At 30.1% G+C, this 17,156-nt stretch carries 11 protein-coding genes; 4 read left to right on the top strand and 7 right to left on the bottom strand.

The window, feature by feature from the left end; genetic code table 11:
* The first annotated feature begins 26 nt into the window (after positions 1-26).
* Together dinB and L988_RS13670 are read left to right on the top strand one after the other, a co-directional pair.
* Positions 27-1,082 (top strand): DNA polymerase IV, encoded by a 1,056-nt coding sequence (dinB, locus tag L988_RS08220; protein ID WP_047383300.1) that lies wholly within the window; start codon positions 27-29, stop codon positions 1,080-1,082.
* Between the two features lie 67 nt (positions 1,083-1,149).
* Positions 1,150-1,308: a hypothetical protein gene (locus L988_RS13670; RefSeq protein WP_156110681.1), complete on the top strand. Its 159-nt coding sequence runs from the start codon at positions 1,150-1,152 to the stop codon at positions 1,306-1,308.
* Positions 1,309-1,365: 57 nt separating this feature from the next.
* Here L988_RS13670 and L988_RS08215 read toward each other — a convergent pair whose 3' ends face one another.
* Both L988_RS08215 and L988_RS08210 read right to left on the bottom strand, forming a co-directional pair.
* Positions 1,366-1,956 carry an NAD(P)H-dependent oxidoreductase gene (locus L988_RS08215; RefSeq protein WP_047383298.1) on the bottom strand — a complete coding sequence of 197 codons (591 nt, stop codon included), beginning with the start codon at positions 1,954-1,956 and terminating at the stop codon, positions 1,366-1,368.
* A 1-nt stretch (position 1,957) separates the two neighbouring features.
* Positions 1,958-2,917, bottom strand: coding sequence for a BMP family protein (locus tag L988_RS08210; RefSeq protein ID WP_047383296.1), 960 nt, complete (start codon positions 2,915-2,917; stop codon positions 1,958-1,960).
* 113 nt (positions 2,918-3,030) lie between these two features.
* Here L988_RS08210 and L988_RS08205 point away from each other — a divergent pair, with 113 nt between their 5' ends.
* Positions 3,031-3,627, top strand: coding sequence for a hypothetical protein (locus L988_RS08205; RefSeq protein WP_047383294.1), 597 nt, complete (start codon positions 3,031-3,033; stop codon positions 3,625-3,627).
* 45 nt (positions 3,628-3,672) lie between these two features.
* Here L988_RS08205 and L988_RS08200 read toward each other — a convergent pair whose 3' ends face one another.
* Positions 3,673-4,242, bottom strand: a complete 570-nt coding sequence (locus L988_RS08200) for a 3'-5' exonuclease (protein WP_047383292.1) — start codon at positions 4,240-4,242, stop codon at positions 3,673-3,675.
* Between the two features lie 110 nt (positions 4,243-4,352).
* Positions 4,353-4,526, bottom strand: a complete 174-nt coding sequence (locus L988_RS13450; protein ID WP_081982852.1) for a (2Fe-2S)-binding protein — start codon at positions 4,524-4,526, stop codon at positions 4,353-4,355.
* 127 nt (positions 4,527-4,653) lie between these two features.
* Between L988_RS13450 and L988_RS08195 the strand changes: the two genes are divergently transcribed.
* Positions 4,654-5,199, top strand: a complete 546-nt coding sequence (locus L988_RS08195; protein ID WP_047383291.1) for a helix-turn-helix domain-containing protein — start codon at positions 4,654-4,656, stop codon at positions 5,197-5,199.
* A gap of 54 nt (positions 5,200-5,253) precedes the next feature.
* Here L988_RS08195 and L988_RS08190 read toward each other — a convergent pair whose 3' ends face one another.
* From L988_RS08190 to L988_RS08180, 3 genes are all read right to left on the bottom strand, one after another.
* Complete coding sequence (locus L988_RS08190; RefSeq protein ID WP_047383289.1) at positions 5,254-5,874, bottom strand: MarC family protein; 621 nt, start codon at positions 5,872-5,874, stop codon at positions 5,254-5,256.
* A gap of 97 nt (positions 5,875-5,971) precedes the next feature.
* The gene (locus tag L988_RS08185; RefSeq protein WP_047383288.1) at positions 5,972-14,233 is read right to left on the bottom strand and encodes a discoidin domain-containing protein; all 8,262 of its coding nucleotides are present in this window, start codon (positions 14,231-14,233) and stop codon (positions 5,972-5,974) included.
* Complete coding sequence (locus L988_RS08180) at positions 14,223-17,150, bottom strand: discoidin domain-containing protein (RefSeq protein WP_047383286.1); 2,928 nt, start codon at positions 17,148-17,150, stop codon at positions 14,223-14,225. The genes L988_RS08185 and L988_RS08180 overlap by 11 nt, the downstream gene beginning before the upstream one ends.
* Positions 17,151-17,156: the final 6 nt, after the last annotated feature.

The raw sequence follows: 17,156 nt of genomic DNA, 5'->3' as shown, positions 1-17,156 counted from the left end.
TTTCAACAAAATAAGGAGGTCTCTAAATGAAAAGAATAATCTGCCACTACGATATGGACGCCTTTTATGCATCCATAGAGATTAGAGATAATCCAAAATATAAAGACAAACCTATTGTTGTTGCTGGTGGTGTCGTAACAACTGCAAGTTATCCTGCACGTAAATTTGGAATACACTCTGCTATGAACACACTTGATGCTAAAAAACTCTGTCCAAAGCTAATTGTCGTACCTGTAAATAAAGATAAATACGCCTACGAATCTCGAATTATCCAAGATCTTGTGTTAAAAATAACCCATAAAGTTGAATTTATCGCCTTCGACGAAGGTTTTATCGATATTACAGATATCATAGATAAATTTTCATCCAAAGAAAATTTTGCCAATCTATTTAGAAAACGTATTTTTGAGATAACAGGCCTTACTTGCTCAATGGGTATCGGATTAAATAAACTCACAGCTAAAATAGCCTCTGATATAAATAAACCCGGAGGGCAACATATCTTTAATACAGAAGATGAGTTTATTGAATTTATTAAAGATAAAAAAGTTCGAAAACTTCCTGGAGTTGGTAAGCAGTTTGAAAAACTTTTAAATAAAGATAATATATTTTTGGTTAAAGATATCTACCCCTTCTCTCTAAAAGAGCTCTGCTCTAAATATGGAACCTCTCGTGGCGAACTTCTCTACACATACAGTCGTGGAATAGATCATAGAGATGTAGAATTCAATAGAGCCATTCATTCTATCGGAAATGAAAATACTTTCCGATTACCTTTAGATTCAGAGGAGGAGATAACTCGAGAGATAGAATCACTTTTCGATTGGTCATATGCTAGACTTATCAAAAAAAATCTCCTAACTAAAACCGTATCCTTAAAAGTGAGATTTAAAAATCGTGAAACAATCTCTCGTTCAAAAACAAGATTTATTCCTACAAATGATAAAGAACTTTTAAAAGGTATGGTTGATGAACTTCTTTTATCCTTAAACCTAACTCGAGATATAAAACTTTTAGGAGTATCTTTTTCAAATTTAGAAAATCCATCAACACGGCAATTAACATTCGAAAAATTATATTAAAATTAAAAGAAGTTTGTCTATTATTAAGTATATTATAGCAATTCAAAATATATTCAAGGAGGCTATTATGAAAAAAATTGTTTTAACTAGTATTTTTTTCAGTTTATTTTTTATTGGATGTTCTAGTTCTCAACCTAAAGAAGAACCTGCAGTTGAAGAGGTTGTAATTGTTGAACCTATAGAAATGGGAAAAGAGGTAATGACTCCACCTATTCTTGACAAATAAACTAATAAACTAATGAAATAAAAAAGGCCACTTTAACACTAGTGACCTTTTTTATTTCTATAAATCTATAAAGCTACTCTCTGAATTCTGTACTTTTAGTCTTTCTAAAACTTTTCTGTGATTTAAATCTTCATTGTTTATATGAACTAGATACCTATCTACTGATTTTAAAATCTCCTCATCTGAAAGTCTCGGAATATCAAAAAGTGCAAAATATGGTAGATAAACCATCTGAACTGCATTTGCTGTTGCTTCTAATGGCCTTAGAAGTTCAGTTATTGTAAAGTTATTATAGCTTCCTCCTGTGTAGGAATATTCTGGTGCTCCAACCGAAAGTGCTACTAAAAACTCCTTTCCTTTCAGTGCATCACCTTTTGGACCATAGGCCCATCCAAACTCTAAAACCCTATCAAAATACTCTCTCAATAAAGCTGGCATACTATACCAATAAAACGGAAATTGAAATACCACTCTTTCAGCTTTTTCAAGAGCTTTTTTTTCAGCTTCAACATCTATCTGACCATCTTCATAAAATTCATCTAAAAATCTTACTTCTATATTTGTTTCTTTAGCTAAACCAGCTAACCAACTTTTATTTACCTTTGAATCATCTATATTTGGGTGAGTCGCAACAACTAATATTCTCATACTACTTCACCTGAATCTTTCCAGAGATTATGTCATTTTTTATCTCTTCAATCAAAGCGATATTTTCTTTTCCAACAATCTCTTTTGTATACTTAAAGTCTGTTGTTCCAACACCATTTTCTTTCAATCCAAATGTATACACCCTTCCCTCAAACTTACCATTCACTGTATCTTCAATTATTTTATAAATAGCATTATTTACATTTTTTAGCATAGAAGTCAAAACTTGCCCTTTTACAATATCGTCCTGATCACAGTCCACTCCTATTCCATATATTTTCTTCTCCTTTACTCCTTCTAAAACTCCAATTCCTGTATTTCCAGAAGCATGATATATAACATCAACTCCTTGATTTGCCAAAGAATAAGCATGTTCCTTTCCTTTTAAAGGATCATTGAAAGGTGCATCTCCTCCCACATATGTTGTCACAACATTTATATTTGGATTTATATATTTAGCCCCCTGCTCATATCCATCCTTAAATCTATTTATAAGAGGAATGTCTAAAGCACCTATAAAACCTATTTTATCTGTCTTACTCATCTTAGCAGATATTGCTCCAACTAAAAATGAACCTTCAGCCTCATCAAAAACAAGTGAAGCTATATTTCTTCCCTCTATTGCTCTCGTGTCTACAATGGCATATTTCGTATTTGGAAACTTTGAACTTATGTCCTCCATAGCATCCTGTGCTGTATAAGATGTTGCGATAATTAAATCAAATCCATTTTGTGAATATTCTTCCAAAAAGAAAGCATCTTCCATCCAACTATTTGGCTCAACATACTTTACCTCAATATCAAAATCCTTTTTAGCTTTCAACAATCCCTCATAAGCTGAATCATTAAATGATTTATCACCCAAACCACCCATAGCTAAAATCAGTCCAACCTTCAAAGGTGCTGCTAAAATACTCACAGATAAAATTAAAAAAATAGCTAAAATATTGATTCTTTTCATTTTAAACCTCCCCATAGATATATTTCTCATTATACACCAACTCAAAAAAAAAGGAAGTATAATCTTTTAACGAATATAGAAATATGAAAATATTTTTTCAGGAGTGATGTGTCATGATTAAAAAAATATCTTTTTTTATAATATTTATATTTTTCTTCAGTGGGTGCAGCTCTCTTAATAGCCGAACAGTAGCGATTGACTCATATTCAACTTTAGAAGCTTACCCCGGAACATACTATCTAGTTACTAATACTCCAGGATTTCAGTTACAACAAAGAGTTTTTGAAAGTAATTTAGAAAGTATGTTAAGAACTAAAGGTTATAGAAGAACCTCTAATCCTAAAGATGCCCTTTACAAAATTATATACAACTACAAAATAAATGGTCCATATACTGAGTTTGACACCTATCCTACAACGATTAGTCCGTATTGGCGTGGAGGATATGGATATAGAAGTAGATATGACGATTTTTTCTATAGTGATATCTGGATTAATTCTATATCCGCTTCATCATACTTTGTAAAAACCTTAGAAGTTTCAACTTATACAAACGAAGGTCGGGCGGTTTGGCAAACGATGGGTAGTATCAAGAGTAATAACAATGACCTAAGAGACAGTTTTCCATATTTAATTTCAGCCATCTCTCAATACGTGAATGTAAACTCTAATAAAGTTGTTTATGTAAGTATTCCAGAAATTAAAAATTAAAATGAAAAAAGCAGAGTTGAAATAAAAACTCTGCCTTTCATTTTTTTACTTTTTTAATACCTTTTCTAAACTTTTATAAACCTCTCTTGTAGCACGTATATCCTCTAAAGCATCATGTGCATTCTCTAAAGAGACACCAAAGTGTTTACACCAAGTTTCTAATTTGTTATTTTCTAATATAGGTAAAACACCTATAACTTGAAGAGATTTTACTAAATTAAGAGTACATACATTTAATTTAAAGTTGATAAAACTTCCCATAAATCTATTCCCTAATCTGTTATAAAAATTATATAGCATTCTGAAGTCAAAAGGATAGTTGTGGCAAATCATAATCAATTTATCATTTTTATCATATCTATCTACATATTTTAAAAATATACTCTCTAACTCCTTCAATGCATCCTCAGGAGATTGTTCTCTTTGTAATTCCTCCAATGTAAATCCAATGGTTTTTAATGCATCCTCTGAAATATCCGCTCCGGCATGAGGTCTACATCTTATATTAAACCATTCTACAACTTCATTATCTATTTCGATAGCACCAGCTATCTGAACAACTGCTGAATTATCTGTAAGTCCTGTAGTTTCAGTATCTAAATACAATAACTTCATAAGTTCCACCCCTTTTTCATTTTAATATTCTACTCTTAGAGTACTATATTAGCTCCAAAACTACAATAAAAATTTAATAAAAAAAGAGGAAACAAGTTCCTCTAAAATTTTTATCTATCTTCGTTTACAATCGCTTCGATTCTATCTACACATCTTCCGCAAGCTGATCCTGCACCTGTCGTATCTAAAACTTCAACTAATGTTGTAGCTCCATTCTCTATTGCTTTTAAAATTGTTCCTAATGTAACTCCTTTGCAGTAGCAAACCATAGTATTTTCAGACATTTTTGACCTCCATAACTCTTTTTCTTAATTATACATTATTAGTGTAGTATAATGCAAGGTTTTTTTGAAAATTGCAAATATATATAAAATAAGTTATACTTTAAAGAAAATATTTAGGAGTTTTAAAATGAACGATATAAATCTTGGATTAAAAATAAAAAAATTCAGAACTGACCAAAAACTAAGTCTAAAAGAGTTAGCTGAAAAGATTGATTCAACTTCTGCTCTTTTAAGTCAAATTGAAAAAGGAACAACGAATCCATCTATAAATACTCTAAAAAATCTTTCAGTTGCATTGGGTATTCCTCTTTATAAATTTTTTCTAGAGGAAAGCTTCAAAAAAGTTCATATCGTAAAAAAAGATGAGAGAAAAATTATCAAGCCATCTAAAAATAGTAAAGTTTCTTATGAAATTCTAAGTCCAGAACCTCAAACTCACATGGAGTTTATGATTTTAAATTTAGAACCTGACTCATCTTCTACAGAGATTGAGATTGGACATACAGGTCAAGAAGTGGCTTTTATATTGAAAGGTGATGTTATTTTAAATATTGATGGAGAATCCTTCTCTCTTTCAGAAGGAGATAGTATTAAAATTGAAAAATTTGTTAAGCACAACTGGGAAAATAGAAGTTCTCAAGAAGCAAAACTTATTTTTGCTGTAACTCTTTAATCTTCCCTCAAAAAAATTAGGAGAGGTTTCCCTCTCCTAATCAATCTATCAAAATTACATAAATATCCCTTTTATTCCATTTGAAATCAGTTTTACTCCTGCAGACATTATAAAAATCTGCATAACTCTCGAAAGTACAAATAAAACTATCTCTCCTAAAACTTTATCTAACCAGTCTGAAATTGTAAATAGAAACTTCATTATTAAAAATGTAACTGCTACAGCTCCTACAGAGATTATAAGTCCAGCTTCTTTATGAATAATCATAACGGTAGAAATTGTTCCTGGACCAACTAACATAGGAAATGTTAATGGCGTTATTGCATATCTTATCGCTTCTTTTTCAGACATTCTATCTCCAGTGCTATCCTTTGAAACTCCTAGTCCTAAAAGATTTCTAAAAGCTACAACAATCAGTATCATACCTCCGGCAACTCTCAACTCATCCATGCCTATTTTATACAGATATTTCATGAAAAAATCCCCGGCAACTATAAATCCAGTTACTATTCCAAATCCTGCAAGTACTATTGCATTATACATCTTTTTTCTTATTTCTGGTTTTTGATCTTTTGTTAATGTCATAAATAAAGGTACGTTTCCAAATGGGTTTAATATACCTATTATTGTAAGAACATACGTTAAGATATCTATGAACAAATCTTTTCCTAACATTCTTCACTCCTATATTTTTTAAAGTTATACACTATATTATAAAAATATTCATTTAAAGTAAAGCGTTTTTTAGAAAATTATTTTTTATTTTTTTAACCTACTTTATTTTCGATACAGACTTATATTTTTGGTTAAATAATTTAATCTCTTCTTTGTTAAACTCTTCATAATTTTCCCAAGTTATATATTGCAGATCAATAGCTGGAGCTGGATATTGATTACACCAAGCTATCGCCTCTTCTGTCAATTCAAATCCATATTTTAAATAGTAAGAACTCACATCTCTTTTTAATATTTGAGTACAGAATTTAGCAAAATTATCTGCTGCTTCCTGCTTATCTGCTGCTCTATTAGCCTGCATCAAAGCATTCATCTTTTGGAAGAAACTATTATCTGCATAGAACAATCTCATTTTAAAGAAGAATCCTAATCTATGCCACACACTCATATCGTGTACTGACATCGGCTCTTCTGAAATTACGCTTATATGCCCTTTACATCTTAAAGTTTTCATATACTCTAATCTTGGTTGCTCTGCAAACCAGTTATTAGTCACTTCTCCAAATAATCCCATTAGATAATCATTTGAATCCAGTTCGTGTCCTAACTCATGCCCTACTGCCCAAGAGTTAGCTAAATCATAGGTGCTTCTTGGAATCATTGGTCCACTCGATCCATTGTATGCTGTATATCCTCCTGCAAAAGATCCTCCTGCATGGAATGTATCTTGTCCTCTTCCACACCAAAGCAATCTCTTGTATGGCATCTGCTGCTTGAAATGACCTGTAACATTATCTAAATAGTGAATAAAGTCTAAATACTCATCAAATATCTCTATATGCTTTGATAAATTTCTAGATTCGAAGTTAGCCTTTAGCCAATCAAAACTTATAGCACCTATATACGTCTTACCTTCAACATAAGCTAAGTTTGAGTTGTGATCTTCTGCTACTTCATTTTTGATATCGACTCTGTCAAAAAGATCCTGTGATTTTGTATAACCATAACGATAAATTAAACTATTCTCTTTATTTAATGAGTAGTATTCTATTTTTTCTTTTCTACTTCCTCTAAATATCATCTGCCCTTGCTCTGCAATATTCAATATATTTATTCCTTTTTTCAGAGTAATTGTTTTATTGCTAGAAGGTTTTCCTACATATGTCATAAGAGCTATTTGAACCTCTCTATTTACAACAAATACATAGTCAGTATTCGGATGAATATAATGATTACTTAACACCATATCACCTGTATTGTTTGAAACTGTCGCTCCAAAATAGTAGCTCGATTCATTTTCAATAGCTTTATAACTTTGAATTTTAACTGGAAGCTCTCCACCATTTTTTAATATCATTGTTGCGATATCTAATTTTACTTTTAAACTTTTGCTCTCTTTTACAAGTTGCTTTAAGTTTTCAACCTTTTCTAATGTAACTGTTTTCTTTAAAACTCTAAATAACTCTTTATCTTCAAAAAGATTATCTACTTTTTCTTCTAAAGAACTATAGATATTAAATCCAATTCGATTGAAAATTATAACTCCAGCATAACATGCTTCAACGTCTATACAGAATCTCTTAGCTAATATCCCCGGGAAAACAAAGTTATTTATTCCTATTACAGGATTGCTTTTCTCGTAATCTTGAACTAATATCCAATCTTGCTCATCTCTCTCTTTATAATAAAGTTTCGCTTTATTAATTTTTCCATTTGCTTCATTTGGATGACTGATATCTGCCCAAAATTCATTTATTACCTTAGGTTCTTCAAATATAAACTCAACTTTTCCTGTTGTTTTTGAATGGAAATATGTTGTTGGATCTCCATCTAACATTTTTTCTACATCGTTTCCTGAGTTATATATTCCACAATGAGATACTGCACTCACCTTTGAGATGTCATACTCTAAGTTTACATCATCCTCTGCATAATAAGATGATTGCTCAATATCTACAACTTTAATATAAGATGATTTCCAACTTTCAGTTCCATCAATGTAACTTATTGTTAACTCTATCTTTTTAGCTAATACTCTTTCAAATTTTAAGCTAACTATATTTCCATCTTTCTCTATAATTTCAAAACTATCAATTTCAATTTTATATCCAAGTGATGACTCATACTGAAGCTTATAATCCACCTTTCCTTCTGGGAAAGATTTATATCCGATATTAATCTCATCAAAAACGATATCAAAATTATAGTTCAATCTATAATTCTTCTTTGTAGTTTTTTCTAAGAATAACTCTTTGGCTTTTTTTACTTTCTCTTTGAATTCAACTGTAAACGTTGCTTTCTCTTCTAATTTTAAAATCTCATCATACGTTACATCTAATCTTAAAGCTTCTAAACTCTCATCTAAGAATAAACTATTTATGCTTGCTTCTAGATTACTGTGAATAAACAGCTCTAGTTCATTTATCAGAGCCCATCCGTTTATTGAATCCTCTATTCTCACACAAACTTCATTAGTTAAATAAGGTTTTCCTTCAACCGTTAACCATTTATCTCCATGAGTTTCAACTATATACTCTCCTAACTCTGTCCAGCTATTTTCAATATTAGTATCTTTTAATAAAACTCTAAACTTTTTTATAAATCCAGATTCGTTATCTCTAAAACTTTTAAGTCTTAATCTATCTATTAGATAATCCTTATCCAATTTAAAGTAGACATCACAATACTCTCCATACTGAGTACAATGGAATTGTGAATTCATATTTCCATCAAACATGTTACTTATTGGATAAGAGTTATTTGGATGAGTTGTTGATCCCTCTATCTTCTCTACAGGCATTCTCAAATCTATATCCTCATCTATACAGAAATCTAATTTATTCAATGTATTTAAAGATATTGAATCAATCTCCTCTACTCCATATAACATGATTTTTAAATTTTTTGCCACAATAGCCTCGAAAGCTAATATATATTCCTCACCAACTGAAGTACAACTAACATCTATTATCTTCTCTGAAGAGTAGTTATCTATATACTTTAATCTAGCCTTTGATATTCTATCAGATGTCTTGAACTTAACTCTATTTAGAATCGTCTCTTCACTTAAAACAACTTCAAACTCTTTAGCAGAAAGTCTATCAACATATAACTGTTTTGCTTTTCCTACTCTTTCTCTATACGAAGTTGTTTTTAATTCTCTTTCTAAAGATTCAATATCTTCTAATGTTACCTTTGGTTTCAAGATTGTTTCTGCTTCATCTAAGAATAGATTAGATATTCTTGCTTCAATTGTATTGTACTTAAATAAATCTAATTCATATACAACTACAAAATGATTATGACCATTTGTTACTCTTACACAGATATCAGATGCTAAAACTGGTTTAAACGAAGCCTCTCTAGTAGTTCCAGATTCTTCCGTCAACTGTTCGAATACTTTCTTCCAGTCCTCTGCTTTATTAGATCTATAAAGAACCTCATAGGCTTTTATTCTTCCATTTCCAGATGAGTTTGTTGTCATTATCAATCTATCCACAAGTTTCACTTCATCTAATTCGATTATAAACTCTCCATAATTTCCAGGAGCATAATTTCTATAATCAGCACTGTGGAAATTAGTATCTGTTCTTCCATCTATCATAAATGCTGGAGTTTTATCTGAGTACTGTCCACAATTTGAAATTGCGTTTAAACTATCTTTTGATAGCCTCACATCTACATCTAGAGTTTCGTAAAACTCTTTTTGATCCACTTGAACTATTGATATTCCCTCTATCTCTGATTCAACTATATCTCCACGAACCATAAGATTAAAGCTATTGCAATAGAAATATTCAAAACTTATTACTGTTTCTCTATCTCTCTTATCTATAGCTATTTTCTTTGCAATCTTGTTATTCCCATAGCTATCTAAGTACGAAACTTCAGCATCATATATATTGGCTGTTGTTTTTATCTTTAGTTGATTCATAACACTCTCTTCATCAACTGTTAAAGTATAATGAATCGGATTCTTTTTATCTAGATATAACTTTTTTGCCAATTCAACTTTTTCTTTATACTCTTGAGTTACTAAAACTCTTTCCTCTAAAGCTAATATCTCTTGGTAAGTCACATCTGATTTTAAAGCTTCAAAAGAATCTCCTTCGAATAAATCATCAATCTGTTTTTCTAGATTACTATGAATAAATAACTCCATCTCATTTATTATTGTCCACTTATCTTCTGAATCAACAACTCTTACACAGATTTCATCTGTTAAATATGGTTGCCCTTTTACTTCTCTCCACACATTTTCATGAGTTTCTACACTATTTTCTCCTAGTTCAATCCACTCTGATCTATTCATCTCTTTTGCAAACAATTTAAATGTTTTTACTAGACCAGAAATAGGCGATCTAAAACTTATCAGTCTAAATCTATCTATTAAATATTCTTTATCTAATTTTAAATATACCTCTTCATACTCCTCATAGTTTGAAGCACGATATTGAGAATCTTTATTTCCATCAAGTAAATTACTCAATGGATATGATGCATGTACATTTGTCGCAGATAGTTCTATTTTATCTGAAGCTATTCTCAAATCGATATCTTCATCTATATAGAAGTCTGCTATATCGTAGTTATTTGTAAAAATATTTTCGATATTTGAAACTCCATAAACTATTAATGAAGCCTCTTTAGTCATAATTTTTCTAAAGCTTACAGTACAAATCTCTCCAAGAGATTCTAAACTACTTTCTACAAGTTTCTCATTTCCAAATACATCTATATATTTTATATGAGCTCTTAAAACTCTTTCACTTGCCGTAAATTGAACTCTATCAAATATTTTCTGTTCATCTATTTTAATCTCAAAATAATTTTGTGGAAGTCTTAAAATATATAGCTCTTTTGCATTTGAAACTCTAGCTATATACGACTCTGTTATTAATTCAGATTGAAGAGTTTCTATATCTTCTAAAGTTGTAATATCTTTTAAAACTGTTTCACTTTCATCTGTAAATAAATTTACTATTCTCTCTTCTATATAGTTATATTTAAATATATCCAACTCATTTATAACAACAAACTTATTTTTTCCATTTGTAACTCTAATACAAATTTCTGATGCTAAAACTGGTTTAAATACAGCCTCTCTATCATTTCCTGATTCCTCTGTTAACTGTTCAAAGGCTTTTTTCCATTCACTATCCTTTTGAGCTTTATATAATATTTCATATGCTCTGATTCTTCCGTTTCCATTTCCATTATTATCAGCTCTAGTTATAAATTTTACTCTATCTACAACATACTCTTTTCCTAACTCCACTACAAAGTCGCCATAATTTCCACTATAAGTCGAACTGTGGAAAGAGGTGTCATTATTTCCATCAATCGCATTAGAAGGAGCGTTATCTGAATATTGTCCACAATGAGATATTGCCGTCATCTCAGCTTTATTTAATCTTACATCAACATCTTTATGCTCATAGAAATTATTTTGGTTAAGTTGAGTTATTTTTATTCCCTCTATTAAATCCTCTGTTATATCTCCATCTAACATAAGATTAAATCTATCACAATAGAAAAGATCAAATGTTAATATTGTTTCTGGTCCTCTATCCTCTATTTCTAAAGCATCTAACTTAATTTCAAATCCATGCTCATCTATATATGTAACTTCACTTCTATATATTTTTCCAGAAGTAGTTACTTTTATTTGATTCATAACATTTTTTCTATCTGTTTCTAATATGAAGTTTAAATCAGGTTTTTTCTCTAAATATAAATCTTTCGCTCTAGAAATAAGAACTTTAAACTCTTCAGTCGTTTGAACCTTAGACTCTAAAGATAAAATTTCATCATAAGTTACTCCATCTTTTAATATCTCACAATCTTTATCCGAGAATAGCTCTTTTATCTCTTTTTCTAAATTACTATGAATAAATAGTTCTAACTCACTTACAAGAGCCCAACCATTAACAGAGTCTTCAATTCTTAAGCAAACCTCATCTGTTAAATATGGTTTTTCATTTTTCACTTCTAACCATTCGTTTGCATATGACCCTACTGTATATTCTCCTAAATCTACCCAAGTATTTTCTATATTCATCTCTTTTGCTAGAACTCTAAACTTATTTATAAGTCCCGATGTGTTACTTCTAAAACTTACCAATCTAAGTCTATCGATTAGATACTCTTTATCTAGCTTAAAGTAAACATCACAATACCCAGTATATTGACTACAATGGAACTGTGAATTCCAATTGCCATCAAACATATTACTTATTGGATAAGAGTTATTTGGATGAGTTGTTGACCCTGTTATCTTCTCATAAGATATTCTTAAATCAACATCTTCATTTATATAAAAATCCGATATAGCATAATTATTAACAGATATGTTTCCTGCATCTGATACTCCATATAGTATTAAAGAAGCATTCGAAGTCATTATCTTATTTATCTCTATTGTATATATATTTCCTAAAGATCTGAAATCTGTTTCTATTAATCTTTCTATTCCATAAGTATCAATATACTTTAAATGTGCTCTTAAAACTCTTTCAGTTGTTAAAAATTGAATTTTATCAAAAACTCTCTCTTTTTCTAACGGTATTGCATAATAATTCTGTGGTAAGCTTTGAATATATAACTCTCTTGCTTTCCCTACTCTCTCTATAAATTCTGAAGTAACTAAATTTTTAGCCTCTAAAGCCGAAATCTCTTCATAAGTTACTCCCTCTCTTAAACTTTCAAAACTTTTATCCGTGAATAAATTATCTATAGCTTTCTCTAAATTACTGTGAATAAATAGTTCTAATTCACTTACAAGAGCCCAACCATTAACAGAATCCTCAATTCTTAAACAAACTTCATCTGTCAAATATGGTGTTTCATTTTTTACTTCTAACCACTCGTTAGCGTATGAGCCTACTGTGTATTCACCTAATTCTGCCCAATCATTTTCCTTGTTCATCTCTTTCAATAATACCTTAAACTTATTTATTAATCCTGACGTATTACTTCTAAAACTTACCAATCTTAGTCTATCAATTAGATACTCTTTATCTAGCTTAAAATACACATCACAATATCCTGTGTATTGACTACAATGGAACTGTGAATTCCAGTTGCCATCAAACATATTGCTTATTGGATAAGAGTTGTTTGGATGAGTTGTTGATCCCGCTATCTTCTCATAAGGTATTCTTAAATCAACATCTTCATCTATATAAAATTCTGACTTATTATAACTATTTGTACTGATATTTTCTACCTTAGATACACCATATACAACTAGTGACGCATTTGATGTCATTAATTTTTTTAGATTTAAAGTGTAAAGAGTTCCCAACTGTTCATATTCACTCTCAATCACTATTTCTGTTCCATAACTATCTATATATCTCAAATCAATTTTAAAAACTCTTTCAAGTGTTGTAAATTGAACTTTATCAAAAATTTGATCTCCAGCTAAAGGAATAGAGAAATAGTTTTGAGGCAATCCAAGTATATATAACTCCTTTGCCTTTGCAACTCTCTCTTTATAAGATACAGTTACAACTTCTGATTCTAAATTCTCAATCTCTTCTAAAGTAACTCCTACTCTTATACTTGTTTCTGTCTCATCAGTAAAAAGATTTCCTATTCTTTTCTCTAAGAAATTATATTTAAAAGCATCTAACTCAGCTATAACCATAAAGTTATTATGACCATTTGTTACTCTTATACAAATTTCTGAAGCTAAGATCGGTTTGAATACAGCTTCTCTTTCTACTCCTGATTCCTCTGTTAGCTGTTCAAAAACCTTTTTCCACTCCTCTGTTTTGCTTGTCTTATATAAAATTTGATAAGCTTTTATTCTTCCATTACCTGATGATCTTGTTCTAAATTGTAATCTATCTAAAAGGTATGTTCCTCCCAACTCTAATACAAAATCTCCATGTGTTCCAGGCTCATAATTTGTATATGTAGCACTGTGGAATGTTGTTGATTCATCACCATCAATCGCACGACTTGGAGCATCACTTGAGTATTGACCACAGTGTGATATAGCTGTCATTACCGTCTTATCTAATCTTACATCTATATCTTTGTCTTCATAAAATTCATTTTGATTTAGTTGAGTAATCTTTATGTTCTGTATATCTTCCTGTGTTATATTATCATGAATTATCAAATCAAACTTATCAGTATAGAAATAATCAAATGATAGTAATAATTTTTCTTCAACTCTTTCAACATTTAAAATTTCAGATATCTTTTCATATCCATACTCATCCCTATATCTCACTTGAGCATTCTGAATATCCCTAGATGTTGTAATTTCCAAAGTATTCATTACATTTTTTATATTTGTTTCTATAGTAAATACTAAACTGTTTGTATCTCTTAAATTACTTTGCAACTGTATCACCACCATTTCTATTTACTAAGCTATTATAGCTTTGATTAAATTTTTGCAATTCCTCTTCAATCAATTCTTTGTAATTTTCAAATGTAATCTCATTTATATCTACCATCGGTTGAATATATGTATTACACTCTCTCAATACCTCTTCTTCAATATCTAACCCTAAAGATATAAAATATTTTGAGATATCCCTCTCTAAGAATTCCGTTATCCATAGACAGATTAAACTCATAACCTTTGAACCGCTTTGCCCTATCTCCTGTCTCTGTAAATTCTTATATATATATGTTACTATTCTATCGTTATTTGCAAATAATAATAATTTTGTAGCTAAATTCTCTAAAGGTGTTGAAGGGATATCTATTATCTCTTGATTTTTTAAAATCATAACCTTTTTAAGAATAGTTTTTACAAAACTATAAACTGCTGGTGTATATATCTCTTTAGATAGATGGATACTAGAAATAACTTCACTAAGTTCCTCTTTTACCAAGTTTTCTATATTGTCTTGGAATAGGAACCCTAAATCTCTATTAAATTCAATATATACCCCTTCTGTCGTCGACTTCAAATCAACTTCTCCAGAAAGGTTCTGCCAGAATAATCTTTTTAAATTAGTTACTCTATAATCTGTTGTATATAATTGATTCTTATCTATTAAAAGTGTTATATAATCAATTGTATGATCTAAATTAGCCATCGCATCAACAAATTGATGTTCATCTAAATTACTCAATATCCAATTGATATTTCCTCTAATTATAAAATTCTTTCCTTCAATAGTAACAACTTCATCTAATCTCTTTCTCTTGAAAAGATCAGTTACATTATAATCCCCTGTCTTATAATGAGTATCAGATTTTTCAACATTGTATAAAGATAATCCCAACTCACTATATTCATCCCTTAAAACAAAAATATCTCCAGACATATTTTTAGAATATATAAAATTCTTTCCAGCTTTTATTTGAATTATATTTTGAAGCGGATTCTCTTGCTCAGCTGAAATTATACACAACCTTACATCTCTATTACTTTCAATTAGATAGTCAGTTTGCTTTCCAACCTTATATGATGTTGAGATTAAATCTAAACTTTTTTCAACTCTTAAAAATTCCTCAAAATTTGTATAATCTTTATCTATTACATCAATTTTAAAATCGAAAATATTCAAGTTATTATCTGTCAGCCAAAGCATTTTAGCTTTCATTCCTAAAATACTATCTGGATAAGACTCTATCAATCTATTTATATCTCTTAATTTTACCCCATCTTTAACACTGCTACAGCTTATATCTGTATAAATTTCTAAAAACAGTTTTTCAAGTTCAGATTTATTTGAACATATCTCAACTTCATTTATTAGTATCCAATTCCCGTAACTTTGATGTACTCTTATGCAGATATCTGAAGCATAAACCTCTGGAAACTCTGCTAATCTCCAACCTTCTGAATTATTTACCTCTGACATATACACACTTTTCCAAACAGGTGCTTCTGTAGCTTCTTTATAAAGAATCTCATACTGATGAATCTCTCCGTTACTTCCGCTTGGATGAGCTGTCTTGAACTCTAATTTTGAAATTATCTCTGGTGATGATAAAGATAGATATACATCCCCATACCCTATGCTTGTACTGTATTGATTTGAATGGAAGTATGTTGATTCATCGTCGTCTAACATCTTATCCGGCGTACAACTACTCCAAGTTGAAACATTAGATTTAGCTGTTATTGTACTTTTAGGTATATATTTGTTTGTTGCAATATCACCTATATTTTCAACACCATACAAAACAATAGTTATCTCTGAACTTACTATTTTCTCTATGTTCAGCGTATAATTTTCCCCATCTTTTATCAATTCAGATTTTATTAATCTTGAAACTCCATTTGAATCTACATATCTTATATCAGCTTCTAAAACCGTTTCAGAAGTTGTGAAATAGATTTTATCTAATGTTCTTTTTTCTGTTAGAGGAACTTCAAACTCCTTCTTTAACGCTCTCTTTAACAGAAGTTTTTTTGCATTAGATATTCTCTCTAAATATGTCTGAGTTTTTAAATCTTTTTCAATATTTTCAACATCAGCTAATGTCACTTCATCTTTTATCTCTGTTTCTAGTTCGTCTGTAAATAGATTTCCTATTCTTTCTTCAATTAGATTATGTTTAAACATATCCATCTCGTGAATCATAACATATTTATTTTTACCATTTGTTACTCTTATACAAATCTCAGAAGCTAAAACAGGTTTAAAGAATGCGTATCTATCATCTCCAACTTCTTCTGTCAACTGCTCAAATACTTTTTGCCACTCTTCATTAGCTGTAGTCTTATATAATACTTCATACGCCCTTATTCTTCCATTTCCAGTACCATTACTATCTGATCTTGTAATCAGGTGAACTCTATCTATCAAGTATTCTTTTCCTAACTCAACTGTAAAATCTCCATAACTCCCACTATATCCAGCACTGTGAAAGTGTGTATCCAATCTATCATCTATAGCACGATCAGGAGAGTTACTTGCATGCTGACCGCAATGAGATGTCGCAATCATTATAGTTTTATCTAATCTTACATCAACATCTTCATCTTCATAAAAATCTTTCTGATTCAAAGGAAGAATATTGATATTCTCAATCTCTTCCTCTAAAAGATTATCATAAATAACCAATTCAAACTCCTTGGCATAAAAATATTCAAAAGTTAATTCCAATGAACCATTTTTATTCTCTACTTCCAATAGTTTACTTTGCTTTAAATGACCATAGTTGTCTTCATAAAATATCTCAGCCTCAGTTATATTCTTTGATGTAACTAATTCAATTTTATTTATTACATTCTTTATATTTGTTTCTATCGAAAAAACTAAACATATATCTTCATTTTTTATATTAGCTCTCATCTCTGC

Source organism: Cetobacterium sp. ZWU0022, from assembly GCF_000800875.1.
Lineage (GTDB): Bacteria > Fusobacteriota > Fusobacteriia > Fusobacteriales > Fusobacteriaceae > Cetobacterium_A.
The sequence above is the reverse complement of the archived record's forward strand: the minus strand, read 5'-3'. Positions and strand labels throughout refer to the sequence as shown.

What these genes read in the sequence shown, in the direction of transcription:
- L988_RS13670 (WP_156110681.1), top strand. Translation starts at nt 1,150, where the DNA reads ATGAAAAAAATTGTTTTAACTAGTATTTTTTTCAGTTTATTTTTTATT.
- L988_RS08195 (WP_047383291.1), top strand. Translation starts at nt 4,654, where the DNA reads ATGAACGATATAAATCTTGGATTAAAAATAAAAAAATTCAGAACTGAC.
- L988_RS13450 (WP_081982852.1), bottom strand. Translation starts at nt 4,526, where the DNA reads ATGTCTGAAAATACTATGGTTTGCTACTGCAAAGGAGTTACATTAGGA.
- L988_RS08180 (WP_047383286.1), bottom strand. Translation starts at nt 17,150, where the DNA reads ATGAGAGCTAATATAAAAAATGAAGATATATGTTTAGTTTTTTCGATA.
- L988_RS08190 (WP_047383289.1), bottom strand. Translation starts at nt 5,874, where the DNA reads ATGTTAGGAAAAGATTTGTTCATAGATATCTTAACGTATGTTCTTACA.
- L988_RS08200 (WP_047383292.1), bottom strand. Translation starts at nt 4,242, where the DNA reads ATGAAGTTATTGTATTTAGATACTGAAACTACAGGACTTACAGATAAT.
- L988_RS08205 (WP_047383294.1), top strand. Translation starts at nt 3,031, where the DNA reads ATGATTAAAAAAATATCTTTTTTTATAATATTTATATTTTTCTTCAGT.
- L988_RS08215 (WP_047383298.1), bottom strand. Translation starts at nt 1,956, where the DNA reads ATGAGAATATTAGTTGTTGCGACTCACCCAAATATAGATGATTCAAAG.
- dinB (WP_047383300.1), top strand. Translation starts at nt 27, where the DNA reads ATGAAAAGAATAATCTGCCACTACGATATGGACGCCTTTTATGCATCC.
- L988_RS08210 (WP_047383296.1), bottom strand. Translation starts at nt 2,917, where the DNA reads ATGAAAAGAATCAATATTTTAGCTATTTTTTTAATTTTATCTGTGAGT.